This window comes from Pseudomonas taeanensis MS-3 (assembly GCF_000498575.2).
GTDB classification, from domain to species: Bacteria; Pseudomonadota; Gammaproteobacteria; order Pseudomonadales; family Pseudomonadaceae; genus Aquipseudomonas; species Aquipseudomonas taeanensis.
In genome coordinates this window covers 413,172-431,258 of sequence record NZ_AWSQ01000009.1, presented here as the reverse complement: position 1 = coordinate 431,258, position 18,087 = coordinate 413,172, and the positions used below count along the sequence as shown (strand labels likewise).

The window sequence follows — 18,087 nt, the reverse complement described above, 5'->3', positions numbered from 1 at the left end:
TATACCCGTGGCGCCCGCCCAGTTCACCCCTCGAACCTTATGCCGTTATCCGCGTCCAACAGGTTCCTACCGCCATAGTGCCCCGCCATGCTGCGAGTATTTCTGTTGATCCTGCCCCTGTTTGCCGGCCTGGCCCACGCCACGCCACACACCGTCGAGCAGCGCCCACTAAGCCTGCAGACCGATCAGGGCACGCTGCACGGCACCTTGCTGCTGCCACAAAGCGATCGGCCGCTGCCCGTCGCGCTGCTGATCGCCGGCTCCGGACCAACCGACCGCGACGGCAACAACCCCGGCGGCGGGCATAACGACAGCCTCAAACGCCTGGCACAAGCCTTGGCCAAACAGGGCATCGCCAGCCTGCGCTACGACAAGCGCGGAGTGGCCGCCAGCCGGGCAGCCACTCCGAACGAACGGGATTTAAGTGTCGAGCGCTATGTCGCCGATGCCGTGGCCTGGGGCCGCCTGCTCAAGACCGACAGTCAATTCAGTCGGCTGATTCTGATCGGCCATAGCGAGGGCGCCCTGATCGCCAGCCAGGCCGCGCCAGAAGCCGGCGCCGATGCCCTGATTTCACTGGCTGGCAGTTCACGCCCGATCGACCAGGTACTGCGCGAGCAGCTGCATTACCGCTTGCCGCCCAAGTTGCTGGCGCAAAGCAACGCGCTGCTCGACGCGCTGGTGGCCGGGCAACAAACCGAGCAGGTGGCCGATGAGCTGCAGGTACTGTTCCGCCCCAGCGTGCAGCCTTATCTGATCTCGCTGTTCCGCCAACATCCCGCCGAGGCCTTTGCTCACTTGAAGATGCCGACGCTGATCGTCCAGGGCAGTCACGACATCCAGGTCGACGTGGCGGATGCCCAACGACTCCAAGCCGTCAAAGGCGACGCCGAACTGGCGCTGATCGAGGGCATGAACCATGTGCTGCGCATCGTGCCCCTGGATTTAAAGGCGCAGCTGGCCTCCTACGACAACCCTCGGCAGCCCCTGGCGCGGGTGCTGACCGAGCAGATCGTCAGCTTTATTCAACGCACCAAGCCTGTCGCGACCTCCAGTCACAGTTAAATCGGCCGATACTCTCAATGCCAGTGCGAAGCGAGCACTGGTCGTGCGCACAGGACCGCCACTCATGACCGATACCGACACCCCACAAGCCGACAACGCTGTCCCTACGGCGGTTGAAAAATCCCACCCCTGGGCCGCCCTGGATCCAGAGAGCTTTCGCCTGCTGCGACTGGCACCATTGCCGACCGATCGTCACACCGGAGCCCGACCATTGCGCTTCGTGCAGCTAGGTCAAGTGGAGCGTCACAGCAAGGAACAAAGCCTGCTGCGCCTGACCCTACAGCTGCCCGAGCAACGCACGCACAAGCAGCACAACGTGCTTGAGGTGTGGATCGACCGGCGCCATAAGGAGGCCCGCTTCGGCCCGGAAAAAGGCTTGCACATCGAGCCGGGCAATCGCGGCCTGGGGCGCTTCTTGCTGGCTCAAGGCATCGACTGGGCCAAGCAACACTGCCCCGACTATCAAGTGGAAGGCGCAGCGCTGCCAGCCAAGGACGCATTGAGCGAGGACCTGCGTGTACGCCGCGACCATTGCCTAGAAGCCCAGGGCTTCGTCGTCGAGTATCTGGACCCGCTGCTACTGAAAGCACGTTACAGCGCCGCACGGGTGAGCGATCTGCTCAACGACTGGTCTGCCGAGAAGGTGCAGGTCATCGACCTGCTCAATGCCGCGGCCATGCTGCAGCAGGCCGATCAGAACCTGCACGAACAAGACGTGAGCATCCGCAAGCTGGAAGAGCGCATTGCACGTTTCAGACGAGAAGACGGCAGCCTGCGCTTCACCATCAGTTGCCTGATCGCCTTCTGCCTGTTTCAGACAGGATTGCTGATCTGGATGGCGACGCGCTAGACGAACGCCGGAACCTGCACCGCGAGCCTTTACTGGTTCATTGGCGCCGCCCCCAAGTAGGCTGGGTAGAGGCGTTTTTTGCCGAAACCCAGCGAGCCATACGGCTCCTACTGGGCTCGCAAAGGGCGCTTCAACCGTTAAGGCGCTCGCGAAACAGCTGCTGATGTTCACGGCACTGCTGAGCCGCCAGCAGGAACACGCCGTGACCGCCACGTTCGAACTCCAGCCAGGTGAAATCCACTTCCGGGTACAGCGCCTCGACATGCACCTGACTGTTGCCCACCTCGACGATCAGCGTGCCCTTCTCCGTCAGATGATCAGCCGCCTCGGCCAACATCCGCCGCACCAGGTCCAGGCCATCGTTGCCGCAGGCCAAGCCCAGGGCTGGTTCGTGCTGATACTCCGCCGGCATATCGGCAAAGTCCTCGGCATCGACGTAAGGCGGGTTGGATACGATCAGATCGAAACGCTGGCCCGGCAAGCCGGCGAAGCCATCGCCCTGCACCGTGTAGACGCGATCCTCCAGAGCGTGCCGCTCGATATTCTGGTTGGCGACTTCCAGCGCCTCGAACGACAAGTCGCCCAACACCACTTCGGCCTCGGGAAACTCATAGGCACAGGCGATGCCAATACAGCCGGAGCCGGTACACAGGTCGAGTATGCGTGCCGGTTCCTGCGCCAGCCAGGGCTCGAAGTGCCGGGTGATCTGCTCGGCAATTGGTGAACGGGGAATCAGCACGCGCTCATCCACCAGAAACGGCAGATCACAGAACCAGGCCTCACCCAGCAGGTAGGCGGTGGGTACGCGCTCGTTGATGCGCCGCTCAAGCAAAGCATGCAGTTGGGCATGCTCAGCATCTTCCAGGCGGCAATCGAGGTAACTGTCGGCAATTTCCCAAGGCAAATGCAGCGCGCCGAGCACCAGCTGCCGCGCCTCATCCCAAGCATTGTCTGTGCCGTGACCGAAAAACAGCCCTTCGTTATGAAAGCGGCTGACCGCCCAACGAATGTAATCGCGCAGAGTGCGCAGACGGGTTTGGGTGGCGGGGGTAGCGGCAGTCACAGGGTCTCTCCGGTCAAAGGGTGGGCCATTTTAACCGAAGCGTCGGCAAGCGACGCATTGCCGAACTAAAACGCCGCCTCGGCACGAAAGTACCGCTGCCAAAGCGTCTGGCGCACCGATATAATTTGCAACGATTTCATAACCCTTCCTATCCCTTTGTTTAGAGACCCCCAGTAATGGTCATAGAACCCTTCTCGCTCACGGGCTTGCTCGTGCTGGCGATATTCCTAATTGGAATGACGCTTATCGTTTTTGAAGCACAATTAGAGATGGATAAATTCAAGCCGGCCATGTTCATGATGTCCGGCTTGATCGTAATTGGTGCCCACTACGCCCTCACCGACCCCAACGGCTTCCAGTATTTCCTCCACGCCCAGAGTGAGACCAAGGAAGAACTGTTCGGCCTGATCGCCTTCATGGCGTTCATGTGGATGATTGTGGAGTTGCTCAATGAGCGAAATGTGTTCACCGCCCTGAACGGCTACCTGATGCGCAAAGGCCTGGGCGCCAAAGGCATGTTCTGGGCCACAGGCGCACTGTCGGCACTGCTTTCACCCTTCCTCAACAACATCACCACGGCGATGATTTTCGGCAAGACGGTGAAAAGCATCTCCACCCATCCACGCTACACCCATGTGGCGCTGTGCAATATCGTGGTGGCGTCCAACAGCGGCGTCTGGTTCCTCGGCACCTCGACCAGCCTGATGGTGGTGCTCGCGGGCAAAATCAGCATCGCCGGGCTGCTGCTGCTGATTCCTTCGGCGCTGATCGGCTGGCTGCTGTTTGCCGCCACCCTGCACCTGTTCTACCTACGCAAGCTCGACGGGCAGAACCTGATCCACCTGGCGGATCAATCGGAAACCGCCCTGAAACCGGGGGGCGCCGGCCTGGCCATCGTCGGTTTCGTGTCCATAGTCGCCGCGGTACTGTGCAACATCCTGCTGAAAGTCAGCATCGAGTTCGCCATCGGCATCGCCCTGGGCATGGTGGCCCTGTATGCCTGGCTGCTGATGCATCGCGGCATCGAGCTACCCTGGCAGGATCAGCTGCAGAAGGTCGAATGGAACGCCCTGTTGTTCTTTATCGGCATCATCACCGCGGTTTCCGCCCTTAACCATGTGGGCTGGCTGACCTACATCTCACAGCTGTTCGAGTTGATGAGCCCAACCGCCGTCAACATGATCCTAGGTGTCGCCTCCGGGGTAATGGATAACGTACCGGTGGAAGCCGCCGCACTGATGTCCAACCCCGAACTGGGTCTGGATCAGTGGGCACTCAACGCGTTGATGGTGGGTATCGGTGGCTCGCTGACCGTGGTCGGCTCGGCAGCCGGGGTCATGGCCATGTCGCTGGACAAGACCTACAGCTTCGGCGTGCACCTGAAATTCCTGCCGGCCATCCTGGTCAACTTCTTCGGTTCGCTGGGGGTCTGGTACCTGCAATTTCAGGTATTCGGCCTCTATTAAGGCCCGCTGCCCAGCATTCTGCTGGGCACGCACCCGACTTATTTTTTCCGCCGAGCCGTCCGCCAGGATGGCTCGGGGCGGTTGCGCCTGAGCTCGCGAATCACTGCGATGGACACCGCCAAGGAAAACAATAGCCAGAAATGCGCGGAAAACTGCGATATCAGGTACATAAGCAACTCCTTTTGCCATACGACTCCAGCGTTTCTGGAGTGGTTCGATTCTGCGTGCACCATCGGTCGGTCGCAAGTCGACTGCTCGAAGAGGTTCACAGCAGCGCTGTACAGGCGGACAATAGGCGCAGTAGTCCGCGCCAGCGAGGAGTCCTCCCATGTCCTATCCGCAAACCCTGTTTCAACTCACTGGCCGCAGCCATGCGCCGGCCAGCCTGAGCAATGCGACCCTGTTGATCATCGATGCACAGGAGGAATACCGCAGTGGTGTTCTGCAATTACCGGGGCTGGAGGCAGCTCTCGCGGAAATCAGCAAACTCTTGACTGCCGCACGGGGCATGGGCGCCTCGATCATCCACGTCAAGCACCTGGGAATTCCCGATGGCCTGCTCGATCCACGCGGCCCACGCGGCCATCACCTACCCGAGGTTGCACCGCTGCCCGGCGAGATCGTCGTGGAGAAACGCCTACCAAATGCCTTCGCCGGCACCGACCTGCATGAGCGTTTGCAAGCACTCGGCCATCTGGACCTGATTGTCTGCGGCTTCATGACCCACTCCAGCATCAGCACCACAGTGCGCGCCAGCAAGGATTACGGTTACCGTTGCACCCTGGTCGACTCTGCCTGCGCCACCCGCGACTTGCCAACTCCGGATGGCAAGGTGATCAGCGCGGCCGAGATGCATCGCGCCGAGATGATCGCCTTGGCCGACAATTTTGCCGCCTTGGTACCGCAAGCCAGCGCCTTGGTCTAAGGCATACAGCGGCTGAAACGCGGGCGAGGTCACATCCTGCAGCCATGCGCGGCAATGTGTTGAACCACAGCGTCGCATATCGGTCTTACCGCCGATATTCTCTGAGGAAATCGGAATGAAGTTATCCGATGGTTTCGATGCCCGCCGCTTACGCCCACGCGAGTCGAGCAACTGGCGCCCACGCTTGCTTGCCATGCTAGGTGCGCTGTTCGCCACCTTCGGCGTATTGCTGGCGATGGCGGGTAGTGCCACCTTGCTCGGCCGACCACCAGCACTCGGCGCGCTGAATGATTCGCCCGGCGCAGCCGGCGTGTTGTTGCTGCTGGGCCTGCTGCTGCTGTGGGGCGGAATTGCGCTATGGCGTACGTGCCGTCGTCGCCTGCGCCGCGCCAACGATCTGAACATGGCACCGCACCTGATGAAAAAACGCGATTGAAGCCTCCCCGAGGGTCTGTTGCCGTTTCATTGCGAGCCGCGTTGCCGCGAGAAATTACCCCCAATTAGACGCAGGACGCAGGTAATGGTCCTAGTCAAAGCAGCACGAAACCCATCACCTTGGTTACACTAGCGGCCTTCGCGGAGGCCCAGATGCAAGACGACGATTTATCCCTATTCAAAGCTGAGCTGCGCGGCGTCAAGCCGATCAAGCACGACCGCGCAGACACCGGCAAACCGAAAAGCGACCGCAAACAGCTGGCCACCCTGCGCCAGGCTGCTTCGCTGCGCGTGGAATCGACCAAGGTCGATGGCCTCTCTGACCAGTACGTGATTGACGTTGGACCCGAGGATGTTCTGCACTGGGCCGCCAACGGCGTGCAAGAAGGCCAGATGCGTAAGCTCAAACTCGGCCAGATCGCCTTCGAAGGCAGTCTCGACCTGCACGGTATGAGTGTGGAAAAGGCCCGTGACACACTGTGGGAATTCCTGGCCGAAGCCAACAAACTCGAAGTTCGTTGCGCACGCATCACCCACGGCAAAGCCGTGCGCATGGATGGCCGAAAACCCATGATCAAGAGCCACGTCAACACCTGGCTGCGCCAGCACCCCATGGTTCTCGGTTTTACCTCATGCCTGGCCAAGCACGGCGGTACCGGCGCAATTTATGTGCTGCTCAAGCGCACCATGATGGACGGGCGCGACGAATAATCAGGCGGGCAAACACAGTGCACGCACCTTGTTGCTCCAGTGGCCCGCCCGAAGTAAACAACTGTCTTGCTAGGCAATCGCACTGTTCGACCAGTACCTGCCGCTGGCGGGTCGGGCAAAAGGCTGGACTATCAACCCAGCGACATGCGCAGAAAATTCGCGACAACAGGCGTACGGTCCTCTTGCCAGGCTGGCAACTGCGCCCTACCCTGCGCTCCTGTGCATTCCGATAGTCCTCACAGGTAGATCCATGTCCCTGGAACAGAATTACACCGCGATTCTCGGCCAAATAGGCGAGGACGCCTCCCGCGAAGGCCTGCTCGATACGCCCAAGCGTGCTGCGAAAGCCATGCAGTATCTTTGCCGCGGCTATCAGCAGACCCTGGAAGACGTTACCAACGGCGCGCTGTTCAGCTCCGATAACAGCGAAATGGTGCTGGTCAAACACATCGAGCTGTACTCGCTATGCGAGCATCACCTGCTGCCGTTCATCGGTAAGGCTCATGTCGCCTATATTCCCAACGGCAAGGTGCTAGGCCTGTCCAAGGTGGCGCGGATCGTCGACATGTACGCTCGCCGCTTGCAGATCCAGGAAAACCTCAGCCGCCAGATCGCCGAAGCCGTGCAAGAGGTCACCGGTGCCCTGGGCGTGGCCGTAGTCATCGAAGCCCAGCATATGTGCATGATGATGCGCGGCGTGGAGAAGCAGAACTCCTCGATGGTCACTTCGGTGATGCTCGGTGAGTTCCGCGAAAATGCCGCAACACGCAGCGAGTTCCTCAGCCTGATCAACAACTGATCGGATCTGGATGAAAAAACCGGCTCAATGCCGGTTTTTTTTATGCGGTGCGTAAAGGTTGGTCGACAAAGAAGCGCTTGATCGAGCGCGAGAGCCAGCCACCGGCCTGCTTGTCACTGGCCAAAGCATGCATGTTGTCCTTGACCGCTTGCACGTAGCCGGCGTCGTCACTGCGAATATGGTTAAACAACCAGCGCGAAAGCAGGCCGATGAGTTCCTGGGTAATATCTTCGCCGGCCCGGTAACGCACTCTGTAATCGCTGACCCTACCAATGAAGACTTCATGGACACGCTTATGCGGGCGACTGAAGGCGTAACCCGCTTCCTCCAGCAGGGACTCCTCGAAGGCGAAATGCGACAGGGTGTAATCCACCAGCTCGTTCAATACGTCGCCTACTTCACTGCGGCTACGCTGCGACGCTTGGGCTTGGGCTTGGTGCAGCTGATTGATCATGTCGACAATGCGTTTGTGTTGATCGTCAATCACCTGAATGCCGGTATTGAGATCCTCTTGCCATGCCAGATAAGCCATCTAGTTTTGTCCTTAGCCTGCCACTCAACCCATGTGAGTGTTCCACCCAGGCTACCCAGGACACCTAGAACTGGGGCTGACGCAGATCAATCAGCAGTTGTTTAGTAAGCTATCAGAAACCTATCAGGCTCCAGCAATCACCCGGCCGCCCCTGCTTATCGCGACGGCGAAGCTCGCAACGGCTCCAACAAAGGCGATAAGCCGTTGTGGTCAATCTCCTGCATCAATGCCAGCAAGCGACCGATCTCCCCGGAAGGGAAGCCCTCGCGCGCAAACCAGTTGAGATAGCGCCCAGGTAAATCGGCGATCAAACGCCCTTTGTATTTGCCGAAAGGCATTTCGCGTGTCACCAGCAGCTGTAGGTCTTCGGGGCGCATTCTGTACTCAGGCAGTTGATGATCCATCCGCAGTGACAGATCGACGTAAAACAGACCCGTGAATTATGCCTAAAGCCGGGCCGGTTTGGCGGGCTTACAACTACCGTTCAGCCTTAGTCCAGGCCAGCGCCAGCAAACTCGGGTAAGCTGCGCGCCCAGAATTTTCCAACCGAGGCACCCTTCGCGATGATTATCAAAGCACTCAGAATCGGCCTAGGCCAACTGATCGTCTTCATTGACTTCATCACCCGTCCGCGCAAGATGAAGCGCACACCCGAAGCTCAGGCTGCGGTCGAGCAAGCCGCTGCGGGGCTATCGCTGTTTCAGTTTCATGCCTGCCCGTTCTGCGTGAAAACCCGCCGGACCCTGCATAAGTTGAACGTGCCGGTAGCCCTGCGTGACGCGAAGAACAACGAACAGGACCGGCAGGCGCTACTCGAGCAAGGTGGCAAGATCCAAGTGCCGTGCCTGCGCATTGAGGAAGACGGCCAGAGCACTTGGTTGTATGAGTCCAAAGCCATCAGCGCCTACTTGCACGAGCGCTTTCTGCCGCAATAACTGGCACGCTTGACCGGCGCGCCATATTCGCGCCGGTCAATAGTCATTGGCTCAGGGAGGGAGGAGCAAGTCGGAACCACGGGCCGCCAGCTTGCGCCTTAGCCTTGCCCAATGATGAAGCCTTCTTCGCGCATTTTCGCCTGCAGCATCTGCCAGCAAGGCAGGCGCGCGACAGAGCCGACACGCTTAAGGCCTTCCGACTGGACTGAATATAGCCCCTTGGCATCGAACGCGTAGAGCAGCAACAAGTCCTTGCGCTCTGTGGCAGGAAGAATGTCATCGACCAGGTTATCCATCAACAGGGGCTCGGCAGTCGCGGTTGAGTAGTAACTCAAGACCATGTGCGCCAGATCCGGCTTCAATACTTTGGCGTAGGTGATCCGCAGTTTTTCCTCTGGCACTCCCATCTGACGCAGGGTGAAATACTTGGCCAACGAGAAATCTTCGCAGTCGCCGGCCCCCTTGACCAAGGTTTCTATGGGTGTCGCCCAATAGTCGTTCTGACTCCAGATAGCGATGTCCTCACTGAAGCGTATCTGGCTGTTGAAAAACTGGTTCACCACTTTCAGCTTTTCTACTTCTGGAAGAAATCGCCCTCTTTCGATCAGCTCATTCCAAGACACCAGACGCTTCTTCGCAGGCGTAAATCGCCCATAGCGCTTTTCCGCCTTGCGCAGGATGAGTTCAAAGCTCCAGTTAGCCTTGGCCTCAACTTTGGGCATGCCACAAAGCAAGCTGCCGCTGATAGTCGTCACTGCGACCATGCGCCACAAAGCGCTGGAATATTTGGACTTAACGGCTCGACGGAGTAACACGTATAGATTTCCTCGAGTGCGGCCATGACCGCGTTCAACCTGGCTGATCATTCCATTGCGCTGCTGATGCGCAGCAAGACCCACACTGCAAACAGTTCGCTGGCACGGGCCTGCGATTCTCGATACGGATTCATCACGGCAGGCCGGCGCCAGCTACGCGACTCGGCCCAACGGAACAGCGTGGGTGACTGTCAGCTCAAGCTAACGTCATTACAAACCGTCGATCAAGCGTTCCACGGCCTGCGTCATCCACTACTCCCTCCCGACAAAGGGCTTTGAGCCATGTCCGATATGCCTGACAGCCCTCTCAGTCATGCTTGAGAGGGCTGTCAGGACAGGTGCTTTAGAACCATAAACACCTGAAATGTAGCGTTGTTAAGGCCCTCAGGCGAATAGCTTGTCAAGGACGCAGTATTCGCCAATTTTTTCGACCAACGGTTACCCGTCCTCGCATCACCTCCAGTCGGATTAACGGCTGGAGATGATGCGACTCATCGTCATTCCCGCGCCCTCATGGAGAGGACAGCCTGTAACAAAGGCATCGCTAGCCCATCCAAAAAACAGAGCGCGTAGGGGTCATGCGCTGATGTTTGTACCCTTGCTCATGTCGCCCTCGGCACGGTAAAGCGCGGCGTGCAGTGGGCACTCATCCGCCACATTGCCAGGACCCAAATGATCGGTCACTGACACACTGCGCCGGAGGTTCCTATGGTCAAGCCAGACAGGCTGACAAACAGAATCCGTTCACCACGGCTCAAGCGACTGCTATCTACCTTAAGCATAGCTACCTGTTTACTCGGCGCAGCTCCCACCTTGGTAGCCGACATACCGGTTGGTGACACCCACCTGTTGTCCACCAGCCCCGAGGCCTATGCGAAATTCATCCGCCCGGGCGGCCCAGGCAAGGACGGCATTCCCTCGATAGACCGGCCCCGTTTCAGTGATGCAGAGTCGGCCGATCAGTTCCTGCAGCCGCATGACATCGTCTTCGGCGTCTACCATCAGGGCCAGGCACGCGCTTATCCCCAGCGCATTCTGGTCTGGCATGAGATCGTCAACGATCAGGTGGGTGATGACCCGCTGAGCATCACTTATTGCCCGCTAACCGCCACAGCACTGGCTTTCAAACGCGGCACGAGCGAGTTCGGGGTTTCCGGACAGCTGCTCAACAGCAACGTGGTGATGTACGACCGAGCCAGTGACAGCCTCTGGTCACAAATCACCGGGGTCGCCATCAAGGGTCGCGCCCAAGGGCAAATGCTCGCCGAAGTCCCGGTGATCTGGACCACCTGGGCCCAATGGAAACAGCGTTACCCGCAGACCCAGGTGCTGACTCGCGAGACTGGCGCCATGCGCAACTACAACCGTGACCCCTATGGGCGCTACACCCCGTTGCAGGGCTATTACGCCGAGCCCGGAGTCATGTTCCCAGTCATGCATCAGGACAGCCGCTATGCCGCCAAGCAGACGATTCTGGGTTTTCGTAGCGAACACATCGCCGTCGCCGTGGACCGTGATTATTTACGCCAACACAGGGTGATCCATTACCGACATGTCGATGACTATTTTATCGTCATACAAGACCCCGGCCTGGACAGCGCCTGGGTCTTGCGCGCCAAGCAGCCGGTGAACCTAGATCCAGATGATCTGCGCTTTACCCAGGAGGGACCCCAGGCTCCTGGCCTCGAAGGGCTTGAGCCAGTTAACGCATTCGAGGCGATGTGGTTCGCCTGGTATGCCTTCTACCCGCAAACGGTGTTGCTAAATGGCCAGCAAGCCCAACCTTAGCAGGCTATTGAAAAACTACTGCGCTCAGCTATGCGGCGTTGCAACGCAGCGAAGCGGAGCAACAGCCGAAGGCTGGCCCGCAGGGCGAGCGAAGCGAGTCAATCAGCCTGGGACGCGGCGTCTCGAAATGCTCATGTACAACTCGTACACTGCGCTTTATCGGCTGATTTCGCCTTGCCTAGCCTTCGCTCGCTACATTTTTCAACGGCCTGCTAGAGGGCCGTTGATCGGATCGATCGCGGTTCTCTACGCCCTGTTCTACCTCTACGTCATCGGTGACATCGACCTGGGGCCTGCACAGTGGCGCTGGCAAAGCCTGGAGTGGCAATGGCAACGGCTCTTCGCCCAACGCTCGAGCTGGCATTTCGAAGCCTTGGCACTGCTCGAACTGGGCTATCTGCTGATTCTGCTCAGCCCAGCCAATATGCTCATAGCTGCGCTACTGGGATCACTGCTGGCCCTGAACCTTCACGGCGCACTGGCTCTCCGGGAGCGGGCAGCATGTCGCCTGTCCGAGAGCGCTGCCTGGAGTGCAGGGGTGTGGCCCGCCCTGCTCGCTGGTGGCGCCTGCTGCGCGCCGAGCCTGCTACTGATGCTAGGCATTCCTGGGATGGGGGCCTTCATCGGCTTATTCGCCTGGCTCGTGCCGCTCTCGGCTACCTTGCTGGTTGCCAGTCGCTGCTGGCAACGCAGGCGGGGCGCGCCAGCCATAATGCACTGGCTATGAGCGGTGCTGCGAAGCTGTGTAGCGCTTAGTCCAGCAATAGCGAACGCCAACTGCCAGAGTGCAGTTAGCGTATGCCGATAAATATGAAGATGTAGTTTTCGTTCTGCGGGCGCAGAACGAGGAAGTGCACTGCAGCGCCGTCGGACAGGATCGAATGACCCGCCGGAGTGAAGTAAACCCTATGCCTTGTGCAGGACCGGCTTCGTCTCACTCTCACTTTGTCTTCCTCCGGGCACACATTCATACGCTGAGCACCCGGAGCGGCAAACTGCAGAAATCAATGCAAACCGTACTCAGACCGGTCCCGGTGAATCGGAGACTTGTACTGCTGTTCGGACTGCATTGTCGACCGATCACCCTCGAACTGGGACTGCGGTCCCGCCGCAGTGGGTTTGCGCTCGAGCATCCGGGCGAACCCCTGGCTTTCGTCCCCACGGTTCTGATGGCGGTCTTCACGCTCCATGCGGTGGTCCAGCAAGTAACTACTACCACCCTCCGCCAGCATGAATGCTGACTCCTGTGCAGCCGATGGGAACGGCGCGCTGACTGCTTGCCCAGCAACGGCGGCCGTGAGTACCAACAACAGGCCGCTAAGAGCCGTCGTAGCGTGTGCCGATTTCATGGTGTCATCCTCTCAATCCCCCTGACCCCGTAGATTGGACAGGACGCTGAGAACTTTGTTACATCAACATGAAGCCGTCGGATAAGCGGTAGCTGAACCAGCATTCCACTGCCTGTACGCCCTGATCCCCCCCAGTGATCAGTCGTGCATCCCGACATGCCGTGGCTGGCTGGCCACTCGATCCATCCAGGCGCGAATCGCCGGATAGTCGCTGAGCTCGAAACCGCCCTCATCAGCGACATGGGTATAGGCGTACAGAGCGATATCGGCAATGGAGTACTGGTCACCGACCAGATAAGCGGTGCGTTGCAGTTGCTGCTCCATGACCTTCAGTGCCTTGTGCCCGCGCACATGGCAGATCCGGTATTCCTCCATACGCGCCTCCGGCATCCCCTGGTACAGCTGGATAAATCTCGCCACGGCGATATAGGGTTCGTGACTGTACTGTTCGAAGAACTGCCACTGCAGCACCTGAGTGCGCAGGCGCGGCTCGCTCGGCAAAAAAACACTGCCATCGGCGAGGAAATTTAGAATCGCGTTGGACTCCCACAGGCAGGTGCCGTCCTCCAACTCCAGTACTGGGATCTTGCCGTTGGGGTTCTTCGCCAGGAACGCTTCGCTCTGTGTCTCACCCTTGAGCACGTCCATCGGCACCCACTCGTAGGCGATGCCGAGCAGACTCAACAGCAACTTGACCTTGTAGCAGTTGCCCGAACGACTATCACCGTAAACCTTCAACATAGTCACTCCCCCTTAGATGCTGAGGCGCGGATACAAGCCGCGCGCATGTCTTATGTCTGTCTGGACGCTCTCAACTTCCCTCAGGCCGCCGCGCTGGACTGTGCCTCTCTGATAACACCGGCCAGGCGCTGCAGACCTTCGCTCAGGCGCTCCGGTGCCACATGGCTGAAATTCAGACGCAAGTGCCCTGGATGTTGATCCGGGTCGATGAAGAAGGGTTCGCCGGGCATGAATGCGACGTTCTGCGCCAGAGCAGGCGCGAGCAAGGTGCGCGTATCCAGCGGTTGCTTGAGCGTCAGCCAGAAGAACAGACCGCCCTGGGGAACGTCCCACTCAGCCAGATCACAGAAGTGCTCTTGCAGCGCCACCTGCATCGCGTCGCGGCGCATTCGGTAGAAATCCCGCAGCTCGGCCAGATGCTGACGGTAGTGCTCGCTGCCCAGCCACTGCAGAGCCTGCCACTGGCCAATACGGTTGGTGTGCAAATCCGCCGACTGCTTGAGACGCAGCAAATAGGGGAACAGATCCGGGGTGGCTATCAGGTAGCCGACGCGCAGGCCCGGCAACAGGGTCTTGGAAACGGTGCCTGTGTAGATCCAGCTGGCCTTTTGCAAACGACTGACGATAGGCGTGGCGCTGCCCGCATCGAACACCAGATCGCGGTAGGGCTCGTCCTCGATCAGCGTCACGCCGAACTCATCCAGCAAAGCCGCTACGGCGTCGCGCTTGGCTTCGCTGTAGCGTACCGCCGAGGGGTTCTGGAAGGTTGGAATCAGGTAGGCGAAGGCCGGTTTGTGCGTTTCCAGGCGCTGGCGCAGTGCCTCAATCTGCGGGCCGTCAGCCTCCTGGGGCACGCTGATGCAATCGGCACCGAACAACTGGAAGGCTTGCAGCGCGGCCAGATAAGTGGGCGCTTCGAGCAACACTTCGGTGCCCGGATCGATAAACAGCTTGCTGGCCAGGTCCAGGGTCTGCTGCGAGCCACTGACGATCAGCACCTGGCTGGCCTCGCAAGGCACGCCCAAGGCGCGCGCCTCGGCGGCAATCGCCTCACGCAACGCTGGCTCACCCTCGCTCATGCCGTACTGGCCCATGCTCGCTGGCATGTCCGCCCACTCGACTTTGGGCAACATCGGTTCGGCAGGCAGGCCGCCGGCGAACGACATGACTTCCGGACGCTGCGCCGCGGCGAGAATTTCACGGATCAGGGAGCTTTTCAGGCGGGCAACGCGTTCAGAGAAGGCCATGGAGGTCACCGGTAGCATAGGCAAGGGAAAATAGGTCAAACTGCTTGACTGAAACTACGACGAGCCAGGCAGATACGTCAATATGCTTGACCTTAAAAACCCAACCATCCAGCAATCCGCCATGGAAGCCTTCTTCTTCGGCTACCAGGCGTTCACCGCCAAGGCTGACGAAATGCTCGCCCGTCGCGGCCTGTCGCGGGTGCATCACCGCATCCTGTTCTTCATCGCCCGTTATCCGGGGCTGAGCATGAAAGAGTTGCTTGGCTACCTGGGGGTGAGCAAGCAGGCACTAAACATTCCGTTACGCCAATTGCTGGAAATGCACCTGGTCACCAGCGGGACCGCCGAAGACGACAAGCGTAAGCGCCTGCTCGGCTTTACGCCTGAAGGCGCCAAGCTCGAGCTGGCCTTGCGCCGCGAGCAGGCCAAGCTGCTGCAACGCGCCTTTGCCGACGCGGGGGAAGCGGCCGTCAACGGCTGGCTGCAGGTCAACCAAGCGTTAGGCAACAGCCGTCAAACGGGCCTGGGCGACAGCTGAATCGGCCGACAACGCGCTCGGCCGCGACTGTATCGCCCATTACCGCCCTCGCTGTACCGCGACGCACTCGGTGCCTGCCCTTAGGCTGCTGGCATTGCCACCGAGTACCCACACCATGACTGCTGAACTGCTGATTGCCTTTATCGTCTTCGCCTTTGTCACCTCGGTCACCCCGGGACCGAACAATATGATGCTGCTCGCTTCCGGGGCCAACTTCGGCCTGCGTCGCACCCTGCCGCACATGCTCGGCATCAGCCTGGGCCTTATGTTGCTGGTGCTGTCGGTCGGCTTGGGTCTCGGCCAGCTGTTCGAGCAGGTGCCGCTGCTCTATAACCTGCTGCGCTACGTAGGCGCCGCCTATTTGTTGTATCTGGCCTGGAAGATTGCCCAGGCGGGTGCACCCGATAGCCGAGAGGGCAAACGTGGTAAACCCTTCAGCTTCCTCCAGGCCGCGGCCTTCCAGTGGGTCAACCCCAAGGCCTGGATCATGGCCATCGGCGCCATTACCACCTACACCCCACAGGACGACTTCGTGATCAACGTGCTGTGCATCGCCGCCCTGTTCGCCCTGGTCAACTGCCCGACCATGAGTGTCTGGACACTGGCCGGCAGCCTGTTGCGCAACTGGCTGGACAAGCCGCAGGTGCTGCGCGGTTTCAATATCGGCATGGCTTTGTTGCTGGTCGCCTCGCTGTACCCGATCATGGCTGACGTCAAAGGAGCCCTGTGATGCCAGAAGCAACCCAGGCGCGCTTGCGCCCGCTGGCCGACACCTCGACCTCTGCTGTGGTCGCCGGCTTCATCGCCATGCTCACCGGCTATACCAGCTCGCTGGTGCTGATCTTCCAGGCAGGTCAGGCGGCAGGACTGAGCAGCGGGCAGATTTCGTCATGGATCTGGGCACTGTCGATCGGCATGGCGATCTGCTGCATCGGCCTGTCGCTGCGTTACCGCGCGCCGGTGATGATCGCCTGGTCGACCCCCGGTGCCGCGCTGTTGATCAGCAGCCTGCCGGGAGTGCCTTACGGTGAGGCGATTGGCGCCTACATCCTCGCCTCAGGGCTGATCGTGCTGTGTGGCCTGACCGGCAGCTTCGATCGCATCATGCGGCGGATTCCCGGCTCCATCGCCGCGGCCTTGCTGGCCGGGGTGCTGTTCAAGATCGGTCTGGAAATCTGCGGAGCGGCCGAGCAGCAACCCACACTGGTGGTCGCCATGCTACTCGCCTATCTGCTCGGCAAGCGTCTGCTGCCGCGCTATGCCGTACTCGCCGCGCTGCTGGTGGGCACGTTGCTGGCCGGGGTATTCGGCTTGCTGGACTTCTCGGATTTCGAGTTGCGACTGGCCACGCCCGAATGGACCACCCCGAGCTTCTCGCTGGCCGCGGCGATCAGCATCGGCATTCCGCTGTTCATCGTGGCCATGGCCTCGCAGAACCTGCCCGGCATGGCGGTGCTGCGCGCCAACGGTTATGACGTGCCCGCTTCGCCGCTGCTGAACATCACCGGCCTGACCTCGATCCTGCTGGCGCCCTTCGGGTCTCACGGCATCCACATGGCCGCCATCAGCGCTGCGATCTGCGCCGGCCCGGAAGCCCATGAAGACCCTGCCAAGCGCTACACAGCGGCGGTCTGGTGTGGCGTGTTTTATGGCATCGCCGGGATCTTTGGCGCCACCCTCGCCGCGCTGTTCACCGCCCTGCCCAAGGCGCTGATCCTGTCGATTGCCGCCCTGGCCCTGTTCGCTTCGATCATCGGCGGCCTGACCCAGGCCATGAGCGTAGCCAAGGAGCGCGACGCCGCGTTGATCACCTTCCTGGTAACGGCCTCCGGCATGACCCTGTTCTCGGTCGGCTCGGCCTTCTGGGGCATAGTGGCCGGCCTGCTGACCCTGGCCATTCTTAACTGGGGCAAGGATTGATGGGTATCGCTTCACACAACCCATCCTACCCGCTGCGCCCTCATCGCCCACAAGTAAGGCGCCCTTGAGCGCCTTTCAGTTTTCCAGCCTGAGCGATCAGATCGCCGTGGCGCCACCGTCGACGGCCAGCGCATGGCCGGTGGTGAACGCCGCGTTGTCACAGCACAGGTACAGCACCGCGGTGGCGATCTCCTCAACTTTGCCGATGCGCCCGACCGGGTGCATGGCGGCAGCGAACTCGCCCTTCTTCGGATCGGCCTCATAGGCACGGCGGAACATGGCGGTGTCGATCACCGCCGGGCACACCGCGTTGACGCGGATTTTCTTCTTCGCGTATTCGACCGCCGCCGACTTGGTCAGGCCAATCACCGCATGTTTGGACGCCGCGTAGATGCTCATCTTCGGCGCCGCGCCGAGACCGGCGACCGAGGCGGTGTTGACGATGGCACCGCCGCCCTGAGCCAGCAGCAGCGGAATCTGGTGCTTCATGCACAGCCACACGCCTTTGACGTTGACCCCCATGATGGCGTCGAACTCGGTTTCGTTGCCGTCCGCCAGCTTGCCCTGCTCGATCTCGATACCGGCATTGTTGAAGGCATAGTCCAGACGTCCGTAGGCGGCCAGAATCGCCTCCATCAGGGCCTTGACTTGCGCATCCTGGGTAACGTCGCAAGGCACGAAAGTCGCGTCGCCACCGGTGCCACGGATCAGCTCGACAGTGCCTTCACCGCCCGCCGCGTCAACATCGGAAACCACTACCTTGAGGCCTTCATTGGCGAATGCCAGGGCGGTCGCGCGGCCGATGCCAGCAGCGCCGCCGGTGACCAGGGCAACCTGGCCGGAAAAGCTCAAACTCATCTGCGTATCCTCGCAAGGATTGAAAGTCTGCGCAGAGTCTAGTCAGAGCA

Annotated in this window: 22 protein-coding genes; 14 read left to right on the top strand and 8 right to left on the bottom strand. The window is 60.1% G+C overall.

Annotated features, from left to right (window positions below; all coding sequences use genetic code 11):
- The first annotated feature begins 87 nt into the window (after positions 1-87).
- Complete coding sequence (locus TMS3_RS22260) at positions 88-1,065, top strand: alpha/beta hydrolase (protein WP_025167509.1); 978 nt, start codon at positions 88-90, stop codon at positions 1,063-1,065.
- Between the two features lie 64 nt (positions 1,066-1,129).
- Complete coding sequence (locus tag TMS3_RS22255; protein WP_025167508.1) at positions 1,130-1,915, top strand: hypothetical protein; 786 nt, start codon at positions 1,130-1,132, stop codon at positions 1,913-1,915.
- Between the two features lie 130 nt (positions 1,916-2,045).
- Here TMS3_RS22255 and prmB read toward each other — a convergent pair whose 3' ends face one another.
- Positions 2,046-2,978, bottom strand: a complete 933-nt coding sequence (gene prmB / locus TMS3_RS22250) for a 50S ribosomal protein L3 N(5)-glutamine methyltransferase (protein WP_025167507.1) — start codon at positions 2,976-2,978, stop codon at positions 2,046-2,048.
- A gap of 176 nt (positions 2,979-3,154) precedes the next feature.
- Here prmB and nhaD point away from each other — a divergent pair, with 176 nt between their 5' ends.
- From nhaD to folE, 5 genes are all read left to right on the top strand, one after another.
- Positions 3,155-4,444 carry a sodium:proton antiporter NhaD gene (gene nhaD, locus TMS3_RS22245; RefSeq protein ID WP_025167506.1) on the top strand — a complete coding sequence of 430 codons (1,290 nt, stop codon included), beginning with the start codon at positions 3,155-3,157 and terminating at the stop codon, positions 4,442-4,444.
- 328 nt (positions 4,445-4,772) lie between these two features.
- A complete protein-coding gene (locus TMS3_RS22240; RefSeq protein ID WP_025167505.1) occupies positions 4,773-5,369 on the top strand; it encodes a cysteine hydrolase family protein in 597 nt (198 codons plus the stop codon).
- Between the two features lie 115 nt (positions 5,370-5,484).
- Positions 5,485-5,805, top strand: a complete 321-nt coding sequence (locus TMS3_RS22235) for a hypothetical protein (RefSeq protein WP_025167504.1) — start codon at positions 5,485-5,487, stop codon at positions 5,803-5,805.
- Between the two features lie 152 nt (positions 5,806-5,957).
- On the top strand, positions 5,958-6,515 hold the full coding sequence (locus TMS3_RS22230; RefSeq protein WP_025167503.1) for a Smr/MutS family protein: 558 nt from the start codon (positions 5,958-5,960) through the stop codon (positions 6,513-6,515).
- A 250-nt stretch (positions 6,516-6,765) separates the two neighbouring features.
- Positions 6,766-7,314, top strand: a complete 549-nt coding sequence (gene folE, locus TMS3_RS22225) for a GTP cyclohydrolase I FolE (RefSeq protein WP_025167502.1) — start codon at positions 6,766-6,768, stop codon at positions 7,312-7,314.
- Positions 7,315-7,354: 40 nt separating this feature from the next.
- On the opposite strand, the gene TMS3_RS22220 is transcribed toward folE, so the two are convergent.
- Positions 7,355-7,846 carry a bacteriohemerythrin gene (locus TMS3_RS22220; RefSeq protein WP_025167501.1) on the bottom strand — a complete coding sequence of 164 codons (492 nt, stop codon included), beginning with the start codon at positions 7,844-7,846 and terminating at the stop codon, positions 7,355-7,357.
- 155 nt (positions 7,847-8,001) lie between these two features.
- The gene (locus TMS3_RS22215) at positions 8,002-8,223 is read right to left on the bottom strand and encodes a DUF3820 family protein (protein WP_025167500.1); all 222 of its coding nucleotides are present in this window, start codon (positions 8,221-8,223) and stop codon (positions 8,002-8,004) included.
- A 186-nt stretch (positions 8,224-8,409) separates the two neighbouring features.
- Between TMS3_RS22215 and TMS3_RS22210 the strand changes: the two genes are divergently transcribed.
- Positions 8,410-8,781, top strand: a complete 372-nt coding sequence (locus tag TMS3_RS22210) for a glutaredoxin domain-containing protein (protein ID WP_025167499.1) — start codon at positions 8,410-8,412, stop codon at positions 8,779-8,781.
- A 98-nt stretch (positions 8,782-8,879) separates the two neighbouring features.
- Here the strand turns inward: TMS3_RS22210 and TMS3_RS22205 are convergent, their stop codons facing one another.
- Complete coding sequence (locus tag TMS3_RS22205; protein WP_235576674.1) at positions 8,880-9,596, bottom strand: transglutaminase-like cysteine peptidase; 717 nt, start codon at positions 9,594-9,596, stop codon at positions 8,880-8,882.
- A 24-nt stretch (positions 9,597-9,620) separates the two neighbouring features.
- Between TMS3_RS22205 and TMS3_RS25190 the strand changes: the two genes are divergently transcribed.
- The 3 genes from TMS3_RS25190 (at position 9,621) to TMS3_RS22195 (ending at position 12,111) form a co-directional block, all read left to right on the top strand.
- Positions 9,621-9,875 (top strand): hypothetical protein, encoded by a 255-nt coding sequence (locus TMS3_RS25190; protein WP_152985551.1) that lies wholly within the window; start codon positions 9,621-9,623, stop codon positions 9,873-9,875.
- A gap of 534 nt (positions 9,876-10,409) precedes the next feature.
- On the top strand, positions 10,410-11,384 hold the full coding sequence (locus TMS3_RS22200; protein WP_025167497.1) for a DUF3179 domain-containing protein: 975 nt from the start codon (positions 10,410-10,412) through the stop codon (positions 11,382-11,384).
- A gap of 223 nt (positions 11,385-11,607) precedes the next feature.
- Complete coding sequence (locus tag TMS3_RS22195) at positions 11,608-12,111, top strand: hypothetical protein (RefSeq protein ID WP_025167496.1); 504 nt, start codon at positions 11,608-11,610, stop codon at positions 12,109-12,111.
- Positions 12,112-12,388: 277 nt separating this feature from the next.
- On the opposite strand, the gene TMS3_RS22190 is transcribed toward TMS3_RS22195, so the two are convergent.
- From TMS3_RS22190 to TMS3_RS22180, 3 genes are all read right to left on the bottom strand, one after another.
- Positions 12,389-12,733: a hypothetical protein gene (locus TMS3_RS22190; RefSeq protein ID WP_025167495.1), complete on the bottom strand. Its 345-nt coding sequence runs from the start codon at positions 12,731-12,733 to the stop codon at positions 12,389-12,391.
- A gap of 138 nt (positions 12,734-12,871) precedes the next feature.
- Positions 12,872-13,474, bottom strand: a complete 603-nt coding sequence (locus TMS3_RS22185; RefSeq protein ID WP_025167494.1) for a glutathione S-transferase family protein — start codon at positions 13,472-13,474, stop codon at positions 12,872-12,874.
- A gap of 80 nt (positions 13,475-13,554) precedes the next feature.
- The gene (locus TMS3_RS22180; protein ID WP_025167493.1) at positions 13,555-14,721 is read right to left on the bottom strand and encodes an aminotransferase-like domain-containing protein; all 1,167 of its coding nucleotides are present in this window, start codon (positions 14,719-14,721) and stop codon (positions 13,555-13,557) included.
- An 82-nt stretch (positions 14,722-14,803) separates the two neighbouring features.
- Between TMS3_RS22180 and TMS3_RS22175 the strand changes: the two genes are divergently transcribed.
- The 3 genes from TMS3_RS22175 (at position 14,804) to TMS3_RS22165 (ending at position 17,179) form a co-directional block, all read left to right on the top strand.
- Positions 14,804-15,259 (top strand): MarR family winged helix-turn-helix transcriptional regulator, encoded by a 456-nt coding sequence (locus TMS3_RS22175; RefSeq protein ID WP_043301989.1) that lies wholly within the window; start codon positions 14,804-14,806, stop codon positions 15,257-15,259.
- A gap of 115 nt (positions 15,260-15,374) precedes the next feature.
- Positions 15,375-15,989 (top strand): LysE family translocator, encoded by a 615-nt coding sequence (locus tag TMS3_RS22170; RefSeq protein WP_025167491.1) that lies wholly within the window; start codon positions 15,375-15,377, stop codon positions 15,987-15,989.
- A complete protein-coding gene (locus TMS3_RS22165) occupies positions 15,989-17,179 on the top strand; it encodes a benzoate/H(+) symporter BenE family transporter (RefSeq protein WP_025167490.1) in 1,191 nt (396 codons plus the stop codon). Before TMS3_RS22170 ends, TMS3_RS22165 begins: the two co-directional genes overlap by 1 nt.
- Before the next feature lie 96 nt (positions 17,180-17,275).
- On the opposite strand, the gene TMS3_RS22160 is transcribed toward TMS3_RS22165, so the two are convergent.
- Positions 17,276-18,037 (bottom strand): SDR family oxidoreductase, encoded by a 762-nt coding sequence (locus TMS3_RS22160; protein WP_025167489.1) that lies wholly within the window; start codon positions 18,035-18,037, stop codon positions 17,276-17,278.
- Between the last annotated feature and the right edge of the window lie 50 nt (positions 18,038-18,087).

Bases quoted from the DNA above. Each gene is read 5' to 3' on its own strand.
- TMS3_RS22185 (WP_025167494.1), bottom strand. From the start codon at position 13,474: ATGTTGAAGGTTTACGGTGATAGTCGTTCGGGCAACTGCTACAAGGTC.
- TMS3_RS22210 (WP_025167499.1), top strand. From the start codon at position 8,410: ATGATTATCAAAGCACTCAGAATCGGCCTAGGCCAACTGATCGTCTTC.
- nhaD (WP_025167506.1), top strand. From the start codon at position 3,155: ATGGTCATAGAACCCTTCTCGCTCACGGGCTTGCTCGTGCTGGCGATA.
- TMS3_RS22215 (WP_025167500.1), bottom strand. From the start codon at position 8,223: ATGCGCCCCGAAGACCTACAGCTGCTGGTGACACGCGAAATGCCTTTC.
- TMS3_RS22260 (WP_025167509.1), top strand. From the start codon at position 88: ATGCTGCGAGTATTTCTGTTGATCCTGCCCCTGTTTGCCGGCCTGGCC.
- TMS3_RS22175 (WP_043301989.1), top strand. From the start codon at position 14,804: ATGCTTGACCTTAAAAACCCAACCATCCAGCAATCCGCCATGGAAGCC.
- TMS3_RS22235 (WP_025167504.1), top strand. From the start codon at position 5,485: ATGAAGTTATCCGATGGTTTCGATGCCCGCCGCTTACGCCCACGCGAG.
- TMS3_RS25190 (WP_152985551.1), top strand. From the start codon at position 9,621: ATGACCGCGTTCAACCTGGCTGATCATTCCATTGCGCTGCTGATGCGC.
- TMS3_RS22160 (WP_025167489.1), bottom strand. From the start codon at position 18,037: ATGAGTTTGAGCTTTTCCGGCCAGGTTGCCCTGGTCACCGGCGGCGCT.
- folE (WP_025167502.1), top strand. From the start codon at position 6,766: ATGTCCCTGGAACAGAATTACACCGCGATTCTCGGCCAAATAGGCGAG.
- TMS3_RS22190 (WP_025167495.1), bottom strand. From the start codon at position 12,733: ATGAAATCGGCACACGCTACGACGGCTCTTAGCGGCCTGTTGTTGGTA.
- TMS3_RS22240 (WP_025167505.1), top strand. From the start codon at position 4,773: ATGTCCTATCCGCAAACCCTGTTTCAACTCACTGGCCGCAGCCATGCG.
- TMS3_RS22230 (WP_025167503.1), top strand. From the start codon at position 5,958: ATGCAAGACGACGATTTATCCCTATTCAAAGCTGAGCTGCGCGGCGTC.
- TMS3_RS22170 (WP_025167491.1), top strand. From the start codon at position 15,375: ATGACTGCTGAACTGCTGATTGCCTTTATCGTCTTCGCCTTTGTCACC.
- TMS3_RS22180 (WP_025167493.1), bottom strand. From the start codon at position 14,721: ATGGCCTTCTCTGAACGCGTTGCCCGCCTGAAAAGCTCCCTGATCCGT.
- TMS3_RS22165 (WP_025167490.1), top strand. From the start codon at position 15,989: ATGCCAGAAGCAACCCAGGCGCGCTTGCGCCCGCTGGCCGACACCTCG.
- TMS3_RS22220 (WP_025167501.1), bottom strand. From the start codon at position 7,846: ATGGCTTATCTGGCATGGCAAGAGGATCTCAATACCGGCATTCAGGTG.
- TMS3_RS22255 (WP_025167508.1), top strand. From the start codon at position 1,130: ATGACCGATACCGACACCCCACAAGCCGACAACGCTGTCCCTACGGCG.